General features: G+C 42.3%; 13 protein-coding genes. 1 reads left to right on the top strand and 12 read right to left on the bottom strand.

Annotated elements, in window-relative coordinates; all coding sequences use genetic code 11:
* Nucleotides 1-23 precede the first annotated feature (23 nt).
* Both W7W_RS22255 and W7W_RS22940 read right to left on the bottom strand, forming a co-directional pair.
* On the bottom strand, nt 24-272 hold the full coding sequence (locus tag W7W_RS22255; RefSeq protein WP_010664252.1) for a DUF2061 domain-containing protein: 249 nt from the start codon (nt 270-272) through the stop codon (nt 24-26).
* A 21-nt stretch (nt 273-293) separates the two neighbouring features.
* Complete coding sequence (locus W7W_RS22940) at nt 294-986, bottom strand: AAA family ATPase (protein WP_010664253.1); 693 nt, start codon at nt 984-986, stop codon at nt 294-296.
* Nucleotides 987-1091: 105 nt separating this feature from the next.
* On the opposite strand from W7W_RS22940, the gene W7W_RS23550 reads away from it, so the two are divergent.
* Entirely contained in the window at nt 1092-1241 is a 150-nt protein-coding gene (locus W7W_RS23550; RefSeq protein ID WP_157202488.1) for a hypothetical protein, read from the top strand.
* A gap of 917 nt (nt 1242-2158) precedes the next feature.
* Here the strand turns inward: W7W_RS23550 and W7W_RS0113490 are convergent.
* The 10 genes from W7W_RS0113490 to W7W_RS0113560 form a co-directional block, all read right to left on the bottom strand.
* On the bottom strand, nt 2159-3292 hold the full coding sequence (locus tag W7W_RS0113490) for a Wzz/FepE/Etk N-terminal domain-containing protein (protein WP_010664254.1): 1134 nt from the start codon (nt 3290-3292) through the stop codon (nt 2159-2161).
* A 372-nt stretch (nt 3293-3664) separates the two neighbouring features.
* A complete protein-coding gene (locus W7W_RS0113500; protein WP_010664255.1) occupies nt 3665-4042 on the bottom strand; it encodes a HepT-like ribonuclease domain-containing protein in 378 nt (125 codons plus the stop codon).
* Nucleotides 4035-4328: a nucleotidyltransferase family protein gene (locus W7W_RS0113505; RefSeq protein ID WP_010664256.1), complete on the bottom strand. Its 294-nt coding sequence runs from the start codon at nt 4326-4328 to the stop codon at nt 4035-4037. Before W7W_RS0113505 ends, W7W_RS0113500 begins: the two co-directional genes overlap by 8 nt.
* A gap of 815 nt (nt 4329-5143) precedes the next feature.
* Nucleotides 5144-7549: an SLBB domain-containing protein gene (locus W7W_RS0113520; RefSeq protein ID WP_025007229.1), complete on the bottom strand. Its 2406-nt coding sequence runs from the start codon at nt 7547-7549 to the stop codon at nt 5144-5146.
* A 691-nt stretch (nt 7550-8240) separates the two neighbouring features.
* Nucleotides 8241-8855 (bottom strand): lipoprotein signal peptidase, encoded by a 615-nt coding sequence (locus tag W7W_RS0113530; RefSeq protein ID WP_010664258.1) that lies wholly within the window; start codon nt 8853-8855, stop codon nt 8241-8243.
* A 283-nt stretch (nt 8856-9138) separates the two neighbouring features.
* Nucleotides 9139-9516: a TraR/DksA family transcriptional regulator gene (locus W7W_RS0113535; protein WP_010664259.1), complete on the bottom strand. Its 378-nt coding sequence runs from the start codon at nt 9514-9516 to the stop codon at nt 9139-9141.
* A gap of 48 nt (nt 9517-9564) precedes the next feature.
* A complete protein-coding gene (gene ileS / locus W7W_RS0113540; protein WP_010664260.1) occupies nt 9565-13482 on the bottom strand; it encodes an isoleucine--tRNA ligase in 3918 nt (1305 codons plus the stop codon).
* Nucleotides 13483-14062: 580 nt separating this feature from the next.
* Nucleotides 14063-15355: an NCS2 family permease gene (locus W7W_RS0113545; RefSeq protein WP_010664261.1), complete on the bottom strand. Its 1293-nt coding sequence runs from the start codon at nt 15353-15355 to the stop codon at nt 14063-14065.
* A 20-nt stretch (nt 15356-15375) separates the two neighbouring features.
* On the bottom strand, nt 15376-16080 hold the full coding sequence (locus W7W_RS0113550; RefSeq protein ID WP_010664262.1) for a DUF5020 family protein: 705 nt from the start codon (nt 16078-16080) through the stop codon (nt 15376-15378).
* A gap of 411 nt (nt 16081-16491) precedes the next feature.
* Complete coding sequence (locus W7W_RS0113560) at nt 16492-17412, bottom strand: class I SAM-dependent methyltransferase (protein WP_010664263.1); 921 nt, start codon at nt 17410-17412, stop codon at nt 16492-16494.
* Nucleotides 17413-17536: the final 124 nt, after the last annotated feature.

Below are 17536 nucleotides of genomic sequence, written 5' to 3' on the forward strand. Positions count from 1 at the left end.
TGATATTTGTTGCTAGGAACTGGTTATATTAATTTATTCTTGCTCGGTGGCTTTTTATTCTCTTCAGTATGAACTACTCCAAATGTTGAATGATACCATGCTCTTTCGTGCAGGTAATAAAATACTAATTTAATTATCACATCCAATGCCCCTATTGACATTCCCAACTCCATCTTCCCGGTCATGATCCATGCAATAATGCCCGTTGTTATGGACGCAATAATGCGCCATGTAAAGGCTTTTGCTATGTGTCTTTTCTTTTTTACAGTCATTTTCTAAAATCGTATCTCTCTTTACTGGTTCCTCCTCAAAACAATCCACCGCTTAAAGAAAGGATCATCCAGTTCGTATCCGTTATTTGTTTTGATCACACAACCGGTGACCATCAATCTTTTCAGACTGCTGTAAACGGTACTGGCGGGGCCAATATCGGCCTGGTGCGACAGGGGGCTTATTTCTGCATCATCGCGGAGTGCCATAAAAGTAATGGTTTGCTTATCCGTTTGATTAAAAGTAGTCCAGAGTCGTTCATAATCATGATCATGAAGATGAATAATCTCTTCAACAGCTTTATTAACGATATTTTGATTCGTGGAATTATCATCAAGCAGGTTCCACATATTGTATGCAAGTTGTTGCGTATAATAGGGATGTCCTTCGGTTATTTCAAGTATATCCCCCGCTATTATCTCTGCATCATCAGAAACATTTGCAAACTTATCGCTCAAATATTTTTGAAAATGCTTCTTTTCAATTTTTTCAAGCGGAAAAAGAATTCCAAAATGATAAAAAGGAGATTTTTTATCCTCAAAAATTTCACGCATTAGGGATTCCTGACTTCCCAACAGCACATAATTCAACATTTGATGCTGCTGCATGATGGCCCTTAACTTTTTATCCATCCCGGGTCCAAGCTTCAGAATATCCTGAAACTCATCCAGTACAACAACCGGACGGTTCTTTGCATTACCAATCTTGTCCAGCAAATTAAAAACATCCTCAAGTAAAGGAGTCTCAGCTTCTTTGGCCTGAAATGATATATCTACCTCGTTGTTAAGAGGATTCAGGGTAATATTCGGAATAATTCAAAAATGACTGATCAACTGTCGGAGTTTTTCTCCGGGCCAAACCCTGTAAATCCGTTTAAGCAACTGGGCAGCAAAATCACTTACCGAATTGCTCAATTGCACATCCAGGTAAATCACTTTACGGTCAGATTCGGCAATGACCTTCTTTATTAAACTGGTTTTCCCGAAACGCCGCGGACTAATAATAATCAGGTGATTACTACTATCCAGGGTTTTGATAACAAATTCCAGTTCTTTTTTACGGTTGGTAAAAAAGGAATCTGCGACTACACTTCCAAAATTTGAAGGGGTTGGTCATTTGTTTTTGCGAGATTTTTCGCAATATAAATTGATTATTGTAAATAACTAAATCTGTGCAGATTTAAAAAGGAATTTCACGTAAATTTTCTTTTTGGCATTCCGCGTGTCGCCGAAGCTTTAGCGGAGGCACTGCCCCAAAAAACAAAAAAGTCTAGTCCGCTTAAACCTATCAGCCCGCGAAAACCAAAATTTTCCGGCCCTAATGTCGTATCACGAATAAAATATTGCACCAAACATTGTTGTTTTTTGTTTTTTATTCATGAAAAAAAGATTCACGTAGCTAAGGCTATTCTTACTTTTCCTCATTGCTAAAAAATCAAAAAACAACTTCAACTTATACATTATTTTATACATGAAACGACACTCGCACAAGGCTCCTAAAATTCGCCCATTTTGGCTTCCCGCCATCCTCCGGCCCGGAAAGCGGACAGGCCGACCCGCCGTTCAAATAGTAAATCGTTAATTAACCAAGAAAAATGCATTTTATTAGCTATATTCTACCTGATACACCTACGGTCGCAAACTTTGTTTCCTGATGCCTTAGTTGTGCGCTGCGAATTCAAACAGAGACGATTTTTCGATTAAACAACCTTGTTTTTAGGCTTACCTGCCAAGGTCTGGGGTGCATTCAAGCTTGAAAACAACTTCAACAGATAAATAATTTTACCTGAAGCGAGACTAACGCAAGCCTACTATAATTAGTCCATATTACCTTACAATTAACAGCTTTTAAACCTAATAGCCAAGAGCTATGAACTAACAGTTAACCCCTACCACGCCTCCTTCATCTTCCTCCATTCCATTCCTCCAAACACAAGTCCACCCCCAAGCAAAGCACCCACAAAAACACTAATTATCAATATCATTAAGCGTCTGGGAGCCGACTTTTCAATAGGCACTTTCACCGGCTCAATAATAGAAAAAGCAGGGGTATCTTTTTTCACAGCAATCTCGGCCTGTTCTTTTTGTTCGGCCAGACTCTGATAAACCTGAGACGCCAGATTGTAGGTATCGCTCAGTTCCTGGTAGCGAATATTGGTACGTTCCTCAATGATGTTGCGGTTACGATCGCGGTATTCAAAAAAGGCTTCACGGGCTGTTTCGAATTCAGCCTTTTTTTCTTTAAGGCGGGCTTCAATAAACTCAAGATTCTGTGTTGCCTGTCGGGTTTTGTATTCGATGATGTATTTTTGAAGGAGTTCAACCGTCTTTTGGGTAACCTGAGCAGTAAGCAGAGGTTCCTCTAGTTCTGCACCGATGGTTACCAGTCCTGTTTCATTGTCCACCGAAACAGTTACCACTTCACTCATTGATTTAAGTATTTCCGTCTCCTCCTCTGAAAGTCTTGTAACATCAATGGTCGATTTTCCGACAACTCCTGCAGAGATTCTCTTATCCTCTCCTGTCAAAGCATTCTTGATGGTCCAGGGCAAACGAAGTGTGTATTTCATCACAGAAGCCCAAAAACCCGGAATGGAATCCTGCAACCGCTGCTCATAAATGGATTTGGGATCATCTTCTTCCTCAAAATCAAAGGGCTGATGAACCAATTCGTTGAGGAATGGATAGCTGTTTATTACACGTGGATACAAATCCGGCTGAATGCCTGAAGCACTCCCCATCATGGAGCCCAGGTTAATCCCTGCCATACTTGCCAGTCCGCCGAGGCCACCCAGGTCGGTTTTGCCTTCTGCCTGAGGCAAAATAGTTGCTGAAGCGGTGTATTTCACCGGACTTAAAATAGCGACCAACAAACCAATAACAACAGCAACGGCAATAGAATACCAGATGGTTTTGCGGTTATCCCAGATGGTGTGGGCGAGGGCTATGAGGTCTATTTCGTCGTCTTTGATGATTGGTCTATCTGTTTTGTTCACAGAATTTTCTTTGGTGGTTTGTTCCATGAATTATGGTGTATGATAATAAATTGTTTTTCCTAAATTACAACTTTCTGTAATTGCTGATTGAAGAAAATTTCATATTATTTTTCTTTTTGGCATTACCCCAAAAAGAACGAAAAAGGGCTAGTCCGCTTAAACCTATCCATCCGCGAAAGCCAAAATTTCCGGCCATTGCGCAAGGCTCCTAAAATTCGCCCATTTTGGCTTTCCTCCATCCGCCGGCCCGGAAAGCGGACAGGCCTACGCGCCGTTTAAATAGTTACATCCCTTCTATAAAAAAACAACCACTCAAACAGAGACGATTTTTCGATCAAACAACCTTGTTTTTAGGCTTACCTGCCAAGGTCGGGAGTAGATTCAAGCTTGAAAACGGTTTTAATCTTGCTTAAGCGTTGAATGCATCCTCTCCAAAACACCTAACAAAGGTGGAATATCTTCATTGAGCGTTTTGAAAATGACTTCAGCATCAATATCAAAATAATGGTGAACAATAATATCCCTCATCCCCATAGCTTGTCTCCAGTCAATTTCGGTATATTTACTCAACAATTGTTTATTAGTAATCTTGTCAAGATTTTTAATACTTTCTCCAATAGCTGCTAACTTCATGCAGACGCTGTCTAAAATAAGCATTCCTTGTTCTGTCGATGAAAAATCATCTGCTGATTGGATATTTTTTGTCCGTTTCTGAACGATATGTATGCTTTCAATGATCTGACCAACGACATTAGAGACCATTTCGTTTTCAAACATTTAATCCTTCTTTTTCGATTCTTTCCTTCAAAAAGCGATTCATTGAATTACGCAGTCTTACCAAATCAACCGGAGTATCAAGTTTTTGCTCCAGTTTATCTTTTAAATCTGAAAGTTTGAAGAGGCTCAATGCTTCCCCTTCGTAATATATATCAATATCACTTTGTTTTCGGTGTTCACCGCGGGCAACAGATCCAAAAATCCCCAGGTTTTTCAGACCGTACAAGGAGCCGTTCTCTTTTTTAAAGGTTGCTAAAAGCTGAATGTATTGTTCTTTGGTTTTCATACTTGGAACATTTTTTCTAAAGGAATTTCACCTTCGTTTTCTTTTTGGCATTCCGCGTGTCGCCGAAGCTTTAGCGGAGGCACTGCCCCAAAAAGAAATAAATTCCGATTATGGTTTTTGTGAGTTTATTCACAAAAACTTTACAAAACCTATATCGGAACTAGTCCGCTTAACCCTATCACCCCGCGAAAACCAAAATTTCCGGCCCTAGTGTCGTATCACGAATAAAATACTGCACCAAGCATTGTTGCTTTTTGTTTTTTATTCATGATAAAAAGATTCACGTAGCTATGGCTATGCTTACTTTTTCTCATTGCTAAAAAATCAAAAACCAACTTCAGCTTATACATTATTTTATACATGAAACAACACTGACGCAAGGCCCCTGAAATTCGCCCATTTTGGCTTTCCTCAATCCGCCGGCCCGGAAAGCGGACAGGCTTACGCGCCGTTTAAATAGTCACATGCCTTCTATTAAAAACAACCACTCAAACAGAAATGACTTTTCGACAAAACAACCTTGTTTTTAGGCTTATCTGCCAAGGTCAGGGTGTACATTCAAGCTTGAAAACGGTTTTAAATTATAAGATGAATGCGTTGCGTGTTGCCGGTTCCCCTTTCAGGGGGTCAGGGGGTGTGGGCTGCTGGGATTTGAATTCAAGGTTTTGTATTTCGTGTTCTGAGTTTAGAGTTCAGTTTTTGAATCTATCACCTCTATTCCCTACTACCTACTTGCCTATTCTCCTATCAGCTAAGAGCTACGAACCAACAGCTAATTCCAAAGTCCCCTTTCGGGAATTTAGGGGGCCATTCTCTTATTTAAGCGTATTACTAATAGTCACCACCGTAAGTGCCAGTGATGCCACGCTGCTGCCGATGCTGATCCATGCAGTGGCGGGTAACGGATCGCGATGAGGCTTGGAAGGAATCACAATTTCACTTCCGGCCAGCACTTTGGGATAATTCTTAAAAAACAGAAAGTTGCTGGTGGCGGCTGCCTTTCCGTTGGAATAAATCACATAGGCTTTACTCTTTTTTGCCATATCGGAGAATCCACCTCCCTGATCTACGTAGTGGCGGAGCGACTTACCCTCCACAAACGGAGCACTGACAGGATTCAACACTTCACCACTGATCTTGATGGTTTGTAACTCCCGTGGGATAAACAGCTCATCTCCTGCCTGAAGAAATACATCATCACGGGTTCCGGGGTTTTCCAGAGCTGTTCTAAGATCAATAGCCAGGACTTCAAAACCCATATCGTCGAACTGAAGAGTGCTGTCACGCTCCATTAACTGCTCGCGTAAACGTTTTGTTTTGGCATCGGTCTCTACTTTACGGGTAAGCATGGCACCCTGTGCATAGGCATCGGGGGTAAGCCCTCCGGTACGCTCAATAACACTGGAGAGTCGCTCTTCCCTGTTAGAGAGATTGTATTCTCCGGCATACAGGACCTCCCCATTAATTCGCACCGTCCCGGAGTTCACGAATCCGGGAGCGCGACGGACAAACACCTGATCGTAGGGTTGCAATTCAAAACGGCCATCCTGTTCATCCATTTCCAGATTTCTCGAAATGGTAAACTGAAACAGGTGTCCGGTGCGTTTGCTGTATTCACTCTTTTCATCGTGACTGAGGCGTCGGGCAACTTCAATGTACGAGCTGGAAGCCGATTCGGTAAAACCACCGGCCATAGCCACCAGGTCGGAGAGAGTGGTGCCATCGCGGTAATCGAATGTTCCGGGGTATTGCACTTCTCCTTTAATGGTAAGATCCCGTTCCTGACGCAGGCTATCCCGGGAATAAATGGTTACAATATCCTCCCGCTTCAGGTCAATATCAAAATCACCTGTGATTAGTTTCTTTACTGAAAAAGGGATGTTTTCCAACTCTAAGTTGTCATCTAAACGCAAGATCTGCCCCCGTTCCATAAATGCATCTTCGCGCAATCCTTCGGCCCGTTCAAGCAGGGAGGTCAATGACAAATCTTCGGTCAATTCATAATTTCCGGGACGCATCACTGCGCCTTCCATAATCACGCGGTTCTCCACCCGCTTGAGAATTTCACCGGCAATAATGCTGTCGCCATTCTGAATCAATACATCATCGAAATTATCTCGTCCGACACCCTCAAAATAGTTCTGGCGGGAGTTGGTTCTGAAAACCTCCAAACGTTCCTGATATGCTTTATCGGTAAATCCACCGGCATAGTCGAGCATATCTGCCACAGTCTCACCCTGTTTTCCTTCAAAAATACCTGTACGCTTAAACTCTCCGCTCATCCGTACTCTGTACCGATAAGAGGGCACCATTATCACATCGTCATCACGAAGAGATATATTGTCATGGGTTTTGCCGTTAATTAGGTATTCATAAACATCCAATGTTTTTACCTGTCTTCCATCACGGATGATTTTTATTTCCCGAAAGCTTCCATTCATATTAGGCCCACCGGCCAGGTACAATGCATTAAAGGCAGTTGCGGAACCGGGTAGCGTATAACTTCCGGGTGCAAAAGCCTCTCCAATCACATGCACTTTAATGGGACGGATTTGTGCCAGATAGATGTGCGCAAAAGTCTTTGGATTCTCTTCTGCCAGATCACGATAAATGAGGGTCAACTTATTGAATACCTTCTTTTCAGCTTCCTCCAGGGTCAGTGACCCCACAGCAACAGGTCCCACATTAGGTATGTTCAGATTGCCGCCGTTGTCAACTGTGAGCTGATAACTCTGTTGTGAAGTACCCCAAATATCAATGGAGAACTCATCTCCCGGGCCTATAATATATGATTTTGATGCAGGAAGATTCACGCTTGGTTCGAACGTCAGATTCTCCGAATTGAAGAAATCAAAACCAAAAAGTTTCTTGCGTTCTTCAGTTTTAGTAACCTCCTCCTTTTCGGATACCTCTCCAAACAGGGAGGCTGCTTCCTCATCCTTCTCGTTGCCACTTTGGCTTTGAGACACATCCCCCAATTGCTCGAAACGCCTTTCAAGTTCATTAATTTGCTGACGGGTAAAACCACGGGCCATAGCCAAAGATATTGCCTGTTGTTCAGACAAGCCCCGGTTCATCATCTCATCATGAATCCTGCGAATCTGATTGTCTGAAAGTTCTGAAATTTTTATTTCCCTGGGATTAATATTTTCCTGGGCGGTTCCATTAAACCCAATTCCCAAAACCAATCCCATCAGTAGAAATAAGAAAATTTTACGCATAATAATTAAATAAGAGTTATCTCGAAAAGAACTTAAGGATATGATACACTACCGTCTCCTGACTCACATGAGCCACCTTTCACCAACAATAAGTTTCGTTGGTAAACACTATTAATTCAGCAAGATAAATCGAAAAACAGCAATTACCTGTTTTCGCAGACCGGATTAATGTCCACAGAATATCAATTTACAAAATAAACGAATCCCATGACAAAAAATTATTCAAAATATCCCGTCATCTTGCTTTAGATGGCTTCAATAACAGAGCCCATGTAAAAGGTGTGCAAATTTATTAATTTTATATGGGGTAACCGCCCGGAAACGGGAAAAGTTTTTGTGGATCTCCGGAAAGGAGAAATTGAGGCCAGGGATCAGAGGAATACGAGAGATGAGTTATAGCCCCTGTCTTTAGGCGGGGGATTGTGCAACGCCATAATTAATTCTATCCATCATCAGAATGTGACAATACCAACAAACCCCATGAGATTAGCCCCCGTCTTTAGGTGGGGGATCCCAAAACGCCGGCTATACGGACCGGTGTGTCGCATCAATATCCCTCGGCTAAACCCGGAGGCCAGGCTCATTATAAACCATACATTTAGAATACCGTCTTTATTAATCTTGGCTGCTATTCCTCATTGGTCATTGCTCATTGATCATTGATCATTGGTCATTGGTCATTGATCATTGGTCATTGCTCTGTTTCGTGTTCAAAAAATTTCTTTTGAAATATCAGAATTGAAATAATCCCCAGGGTAATGGATGAATCGGCGATGTTAAATACCGGGCGGAAAAAGATATAATCCTGTCCGCCAAGCCAGGGAAGCCAATCGGGATAAGTCCCCGAAAAAAGAGGGAAATAAAACATATCCACAACACGCCCATGAAGAAAAGAGGCATATCCACCCCCTTCCGGAAAAAGAGTTGCCAGTTGGGAGTAGCTGTGATTAAAAATCATACCATAAAAAGCACTGTCTATGATGTTCCCCAGCGCACCTGCAAGCACCATGCTCACACTGATGACCAACCCAACCGGTGCCTTTTTTAATGTTAATTTGTAAAGATACCAGCCAATTCCCACAACGGCTATAATCCGGAATACACTCAGGAAAATTTTACCAAAATCACCTCCCAGTTCCATACCGAAAGCCATTCCGTTGTTCTCCACAAAATGGATGTAAAACCAATCGCCGAAAACAGAAAACTCATCTCCCAGCATCATATTGGTTTTGACCCAAAATTTCAGCGCCTGATCAACAAATAAAATAGCAAGAATAATGATTACAGGTGTTTTTAATTTTCCCATGTGTCGGCTCTTAGCGCTTAGCTCGTAGCTCTTAGCAGTTCGTAAAATAATAATTGATATTTTTTAATCCGTAATGGTTGGTTGATGATTCCAATTTCACCATAAACGCTGCACCGTAAATTGCAAAATGACTGCATATAAACCATGCACCCCGCTCCCGGTAACAAAAAACCAAAAGCGACACCTCAAATAGTGAAACATGTCAATTCCCTCCCTCAAAAGCAAAATTTCTTCTGATGAACAAAATAACAATCCCGGGGAAGAAAGAACTAACGTCAGGCTTCTACTTCTGAGCTTTCTTTGCTTCGATACTCAAGGTGGCATGAGGAACAGCTCTCAGCCGTTCTTTGGCAATCAGTTTACCGGTTTCACGACAGATGCCATAGGTTTTGTTTTCGATACGCACCAGAGCAGCCTGCAAATGCTGAATAAATTTTTGCTGACGCTGTGCCAGTTTCCCTGCCTCTTCTTTGGAGAGAACAGCAGCTCCCTCTTCCAAAACCTTAAATGTGGGCGAGGTGTCCTGTGTGTCATTACCATCTTCGAGAGTTATGGTATTTCTAAGCAATTCGTAATCACGCTTTGCTTTCTCGAGCTTAGCAAGAATTATGTCTTTAAATTCTTTCAACTCTTCATCTGAATATCGGGTCTTTTCTGCCATAATGACAAAATTTATTAGTGTAAAAATGAGTGAAACACCTTAGTAAGGTTAAACCTTTTCAATTTCAAGCAACAAAACCACATCATCCTCCAACTCTACGGAAAGTGCATCATTCCTGTTACATGAATCTACCAAATTTATTTCTTTTGCCAGCGTTTGTGCGGCAATATACTCTTTATGTTGATCAACGGACTGATCGGTGGCACCATTTTTTTGAATGTTCACCACAATTTTATCAGTTACCTCAAAACCACTGTCTTTTCTAAGGTTTTGGATCCGGTTAATCAGTTCCCTTGCAATTCCTTCCGCCTTCAGTTCTGGAGTAAGATTGATATCCAGTGCCACAGTAATACGCCCTTCGTTGGCCACCAACATACCGGGAATATCTTCGCTGATGATTTCGGCATCTTCCCTGTTCAATTCCACTGTTTCACCATCAAGCACAAGGGTGAAACTGTTCTCCTTTTCAAACTTAGCAATGTCTTCCTGCGACATCCCGGCGAAAGCTTTGCTGATGGCTTTCATCATCTTTCCGTAACGGGGACCAAGCGTCTTAAAGTTGGGCTTAATTTTCTTAACCAGAACACCGGAAGCATCCTTAAGGTACTCAATTTCCTTGATATTTACCTCTGTCAGCACCAAATCTTTTACTGCTTCAATTTGCGCCTCAAAACGGGCATCATAAACAGGCAGCATTATCTTCTGTAACGGCTGACGCACCTTGATGTTCACTTTACGACGAAGTGCAAGCACCATAGATGAAATCTGCTGGGCATATTCCATTCTTTCTTCCAGTGCTTTATCGATCATTGCTTCATCAAAAGCGGGAAACTCCGCCAAATGAACGGACTCATCCGAATGACGGCCTGATAGTTTATTCAGGTCGGTAAACAACCGGTCTGCATAAAACGGGGCAATGGGTGCAGCCAGCATAGCCACAGTTTCCAGTGCCTGATAAAGCGTTTGGTATGCAGCCAGCTTATCGCGATTCATTTCACCTCCCCAGAAGCGCTTACGATTCAAACGCACATACCAGTTACTGAGATTTTCGGTCACAAAATTCTGGATGGCACGACCAGCACGGGTAGGTTCATAGTTCTCCAACGCATCGGTAACCTCCTGAGTCAGCGTATTAAGCAGGGAGATGATCCAACGATCAATCTCGGACCGCTCTGCCACAGGCACTTCAACTTCACTTCCGTCAAAACCGTCAATATTGGCATAAAGCGCAAAGAAAGAGTAGGTATTGTAAAGTGTTCCGAAGAATTTTCTTTTCACTTCATCCACGCCCGACAGGTCAAACTTCAGGTTGTCCCATGGCTGGGCATTGGTAATCATATACCAGCGCAACGGATCGGAGCCATGCTCTTCGATGGTTTGGAACGGATCGACGGCATTACCCAGCCGCTTGGACATCTTATTTCCGTTTTTGTCGAGCACCAATCCGTTGGAGATAATATTTTTAAAGGCTACACTATCAAACAGCATTGTTGCCAGCGCATGGAGGGTAAAAAACCATCCGCGGGTCTGATCCACGCCTTCGGCGATGAAGTCGGCGGGGAAGGGGGCCCCCCTCTGATCCCCCCCAAGGGGGGAGGTTGGATTACTATTACTTGAGAGATCTTTTCTAGATCTTAAACTTTTCCCAATTTGTTCAATTACTGATGCTGTATTGCCTATTACTTCTTCATTGGAGAAGCGGATTACTTTATATCCCAGATCTTCCAGTATTTGTGTTCTTTGCTCATCAGCCTCTTTAACTTCAGGTTTGTTGTGATACCCACCATCAATCTCAACAATAAGCATTTTGGACAAACAAACGAAATCAACTATAAACTGATCTATGGCATGTTGTCTTCTAAACTTACAGCCATCAACTTGCTTATTACGCAACTGTTGCCACATGAGGTCCTCTGCTTCAGTAGGCTCCTTGCGCATCTCCTTCATTTTATCAACAGCTCCATTATAGGTAGAAGGTCTTCCTGTTTCATACGCAGGTCTTCCATTCTCCAATCCATCCGGGGCTTCTGTCCTTGCTCCCCCTCCCTGGGAGGGGGTTGGGGGGAGGCCCTCAAACGGATAATGCATTTGTGCATAAGGCATCGCTCCGGAATCGAACCAAACGTCGATTAGGTCCGTTTCGCGATACATGCGTTTACCGCTTTCAGATACCAGGATCACATCATCCACATAAGGTCTGTGAAGATCTATCTTATTGTAGTTGTTGTCACTGAAGTCCCCCGGATTAAAACTTCCGAAGGGGTTCTTATCCATAAATCCTGCTTTCACCGAGCGGTCGATTTCATTGACCAGCTCTTCAACAGAACCGATGCATTTCTCCTCAGTTCCATCTTCAGTTCGCCAGATAGGTAATGGCGTACCCCAATAACGTGAACGACTGAGGTTCCAGTCAACCAGATTTTCGAGCCATTTGCCAAATCTACCTGTTCCGGTAGATTGCGGTTTCCAATTGATGGTATTGTTGAGTTCGATCATTTTATCCCTGACAGCAGTGGTCTTGATAAACCAGCTATCGAGCGGATAATAGAGTACGGGTTTGTCGGTTCTCCAGCAATGCGGGTAACTGTGTTCGTATTTCTCAACCTTGAAAGCTTTATTCTCTTTTTTGAGCATAACGGCGATGTCCACATCAAGCGTTGGATCATCATCCGTCAGTTTCTCATCATACCCGTTTTTCACATATCTTCCGGAAAATTCGCTGTAGGTTTCAATGTCCACATTTGATTTTACAAAACCAGGATCCAGGTCCTTAATCAGGAAAAATTTCCCCGTTCGATCGACCATCGGCTGTTGCTTCCCATCTTTATCAAGGAGCAGCAAGGGGGCGATTCCGGCCTCTTTTCCAACGCGGTTGTCATCGGCACCAAACGTTGGTGCAATATGTACGATACCTGTACCATCCTCTGTGGTTACAAAATCGCCGGCAATGACACGGAATGCATCTCCGTCAGGCTTGACCCAGGGAATCAATTGTTCATAACGAAGTCCGATGAGTTTTTTCCCATCAAACTCATCGAGTATTTCAAAAGGTATCTTCTTGTCCCCCTGGGAATAGTCCTCAAGCGACAATTCAGCATATTTAGGATTGAAAAATGAGTTCACCAGATCTTTGGCAACTACGGCCACTAATGGTTCACCCGTGTAAGGATTGAATGAACGAACCCTCACATACTTTATATTCGGTCCAACAGCAAGAGCTGTATTTGAAGGAAACGTCCACGGAGTTGTTGTCCAGGCCAGGAAGAAAACCTCTGCATCGGCATCTTTGAATAAAAATTCCGACTCGTTATTTTTAACGACTTTGAACTGACCGGTACAGGTGGTATCTTTTACATCGCGATAACACCCCGGCTGGTTCAACTCGTGTGTACTCAGACCGGTACCAGCGGCAGGAGAAAACGGCTGGATGGTATATCCCTTGTAAAGCAATCCCTTCTTATAGATTTCTTTAAGCATCCACCACAAGGTTTCGATGTAGCGGTTGTCGTAAGTGATGTAAGGGTGATCCATATCTACCCAATATCCCATTTTGTGGGTCAAATCTTCCCACATATCGGTATATTTCATTACATCTTTGCGACAGGCTTCATTGTACTCCGCCACCGAGATGGATTTACCGATGTCTTCCTTAGTAATTCCCAGAGCTTTTTCCACACCCAATTCCACCGGAAGCCCGTGTGTATCCCATCCGGCTTTACGGTGCACCTGATAGCCCTGCTGCGTTTTGAAACGGCAAAAAATATCCTTAATGGTACGCGCCATCACGTGATGAATTCCGGGCATCCCATTAGCAGACGGGGGGCCTTCGTAAAAAACAAAAGACGGACGCCCCTCTCTGCTGGTCAGGCTTTTATCAAATGTTTTGTTGGCTTCCCACTCTTTCAAAACCTCCCGATTGACATCAGCGAGGTTTAAACCTTTGTATTCAGGAAATTTTTTGCTCATTTATATGTGAATTTTTACCTCAGTTTTAAAAAGTTTACAAATATATCGCTTGACTGAAACAAAAGCAAATGGAAAATGACCATAATGATTGAGAGATCTTAGTTTTGGAAGATGAAATAAGGAAATTGAGGCTGAAGTTGAGGCTAAGGCTGAGGTTGAGGCTGAGTGCAACAGAATTATTCGTTGATTCCTTGTTACTTTCATATTAAACTTTAATTGGGAGGCATTGGTGTTCGGTTAAAAAATTGAGATTGCTTCACTACGTTCGCAAAGGCGAGCCTTTGCAGGATATTGAGGATTGGTAGGGATTGATTTTCTTAACCTCAGTCTCAGCCTTATAAAACTGGAGATAAGACTGACAACCCCCTTCCCGGACTTGCTATCTTTAATCGGGCACCAACAATTTTAAAACTAAAAAGACAGCTTCCAACAAATCGGAAACTGCCTTTTTTTAATCATTAAATAAAACTCAGTAGCTCAGATAAAAACCTTATTCATAAGCTTCGACACCAAGCTGTCTTACGAACTTTTTGCCCACTACTGGCTACTATCTACTTACTATAAACTTCAGAGAACCTCTCTACATAAAAAACTTCAATAAAAAGAGGACTGTCAGCACATACATTATCCAGGAAAGTTCTTTTGTTTTACCTGATAATAATTTCAGGGCAACGAAGGACAACATACCAAAAACAATTCCTTCAGCAATACTATAAGCCAGAGGCATCATAATAATGGTCAGAAAAGCAGGGATGGACTCGGTGTAATCATCAAAATTAATTTTCAGGACCGGAGTAAGCATAAATGACCCTACCAGAATAAGCGCCGGAGCTGTAGCTGCCGCTGGCACCATCAGGAAAATTGGCGAAAGGAATAATGCCAGCAAAAACATTCCGGCCGTGGAAAGAGAGGTCAATCCTGTACGTCCCCCTTCAGCAACACCTGAAGCACTTTCCACGTAAGTAGTCACTGTTGAAGTTCCCAGCATAGAACCAACGGTCGTTCCAATAGCATCAGCAAAAAGAGCCTGTTTGGCACGTGGTAACGAACCATCTTTTTTAATCATATTGGCCTTGGAGGAAACGCCAATTAAGGTTCCCACTGTATCGAACATATCTACAAATAAAAATGTAAAAAGAACAATCAGCATATCGATTGTGAAAACACTTGAAAACTCAAACTTCAAAGCAATAGGTTCGACAGAAGGGGGTAAAGTCAACCATGACCCTTCCGGAAGATGGGTTACTCCAAAGGGAATCCCGACCACTGTTGCTGCAAAAATACCAATCAGCAATGCACCACGTACTTTTAATGCCAGCAATACACCAATCAATACCAGTCCAAACAGGGTAATCCACACGGAATGTGAACTCATATCACCCAATGTTACCAATGTAGCTTCATTGGAAGCGATCAAACCTGTATTTTGCATCCCGATAAAAGCAATAAAAAGACCAATACCAGCAGATATGGCATGTTTCAAGTTCATCGGTATAGCATTAACAATGAGCTCCCGAACATTGAAAGCTGTAAGAATGAGGAAAATGATACCTTCCAGAAAAACAGCAGTCAACGCAAATTGCCAGCTATAGCCCATTCCAAGAACCACCGTAAAGGCGAAAAAAGCGTTCAGTCCCATTCCCGGGGCCAACGCAAATGGCAACTTAGCCCACAAAGCCATTACCAGTGTTCCCACTATGGCTGAAAGTGTGGTGGCAGAAAAAACAGCACTCTTATCCATTCCGGCGGCAGAAAGAATATCAGGATTGACCGCCAAAATATATGCCATGGTCATAAATGTGGTAATACCGGCAATAATTTCGGTACGCACATTGGTATTATTGGCTTTGAGGTTGAAAAATTTTTCAAACATAACGATATAGATTTACAGACTTAGAAATTCCATTTGGCAGCAAGCGTTGGACAAACTTTGAAACCTTCAACGGTAAAGTTATTGGCCACTTCAATTTCAGTTCCCAGTGACAAATGGTCTGTGGCATTGTACCAAAGTTGAGGTTCTGAAAGAAAGACATAGTTAGTTTCGATTATATCTGGCAATCCTCCTCCGGTAAATTCCTGAAAAACTTTCTCCTCTTTCCACAAATCAGCAAATCCTGAGAAAGTCATTTTGCCACCTGCAAAATTAACAGTCCACACACCGGTCAACTGAAAGGAAGCCTCATCGTAACCACGAATTGCTTTATACATGGCCTGAAGCGTAAAAATCCTATTAAAATCAGGGCTGTTCCATGTGTAATTTCCACCAAACAACCAGGCATCATTAATCTGGTAAGCCATACCCGGTGCAAATTGGCCAAAACCTCCGTTGTACTCTACATGAATCTCGAAAGGATTGTCCCAGAATTTCAATCCTCTGGCAATTTCCATATAAGCCATGGAAACACTTTCCCCCACTTCTGTATCATAATCAAAATCTACAAAGAAAAAGGTGCTACCCCAATCATCGGGTTTGAACATCTCAAGAGTAGTGGTGGCATATCCCCGATCCTCACCCATGTCGTAGTGTACCTGAAGATTTTGAGAAAATGCAGAGACGGAAATAATTCCAATTACCAAAGCAATAAATAATCTTTTCATTTTTGAAGTGGTTTAAAATTAAAACAGGTCTTATTTTTAAACCGCAAAATTAGAATTTTTTTAAAGAAGTCAGCTCTTCCGGGGAAATAATGCTTCAAATTGAAAGAGAAAGAGGCAGAAGTTGAGATTGAGACAAAGGTTGAGACGGAGGTTGAGGCTGAGATTGAGGCTGAGGTTGAGAAAATTGCGGAAGGTGGGCAGAGAGAAAAGTGATAATTGAGATTTGAGCGATGAGACTGAATATTATGATCACTGATTAGATTGAAATCTTAATATACCGCGGGGCGTAAACAAAAGGGCAGAAAAAACAAATCAGACAATTTCTTTGCGGCAGAGGAGAACTTTATTTCCATATCCCTGCAGAGCTGCACCATAAACTCAGACTGAGCCTTTCCCTCAGCCTCTCCTTCCTCACTTCTCCTCCAGATAAGGATTCTCAGGAAGAACAAGCACTTTGAATCCCTGTCCTTTCATTCCTGCGAGGATTTCAGCAGATGGCTGATGCTTAAATATCACACAAGCTTCAAGTTCGTAAGGAATTATTCCCAAGCGACAAAGCAAATTTTTAACTCTGATTTTTGATTTTACTTTACGGAATATTTTTCTGTTTTCGGTAGAAGACTTTAAATCAAATTTTGTGGTGTAAAAATCGTTAATGCCTTTAAAGGCGACCATTGGGAGACCAATGCCCATGGCAATTTTTTCAATTTCACGTTCGGAAACTTTATATACATAATTGCCAACTGTTTCAAAGGAAAAACGATTTGTCCACACTTTATTCACCATGCCCGGAGCAATCTTTTCCAAAAGGTTTTTCAGAAAAACCATCAAAGGAAACTGGATCCCAATATCTACAGGCTCAATTAAGATTACGGCTTTTGAGGCAACCCGCAACATTTCATAAACAGCCAAATATGGCCGGGGAAAGTGATGGTAGGCCTCTTTGCAAAAGACATAATCAAACGTGTTATCGGAATAATCAATATCCTCAGCATTAATCAACCTATATTCCCGGATATAACCATTTGTTGAAGCAGGCCTGAGTCCATATTCCGAAATATCCGAAGCAACAACATCCTGACCATTTTCCTGCAACCAGTTGGCATCTGTTCCCAAACCATCCCCAACTGTCAACCATTTAGAACTTCTTTCTTCTAAGAAGGGTGTTAATAGGCGATACATCCGTTCGTGCCGCCAGTAATCAATACTGTTTTTCCTTTCCAAACGGCCCAGAATATCGGGATTATCTTTATAGTGCTCCTTATGGGAATTGTAGCTAAGTTCTTTGAAGTCCGGCATGTTTACAAATAGTTCATTGGTTCTGAATGGCACTAAGATAGGAGATTTTTTGGAAATGTAGGGCCTCCTCTACCCCCTCCCAGGGAGGGGGACTGGATTCTATAATTTGGAGAAGATCATATTATTTTGGAAAGAGATTGCCTGGTTTTGTAAACAT

The sequence above is a fragment of the Marinilabilia salmonicolor JCM 21150 genome, assembly GCF_000259075.1.
In the GTDB taxonomy this organism is placed as follows: domain Bacteria; phylum Bacteroidota; class Bacteroidia; order Bacteroidales; family Marinilabiliaceae; genus Marinilabilia; species Marinilabilia salmonicolor.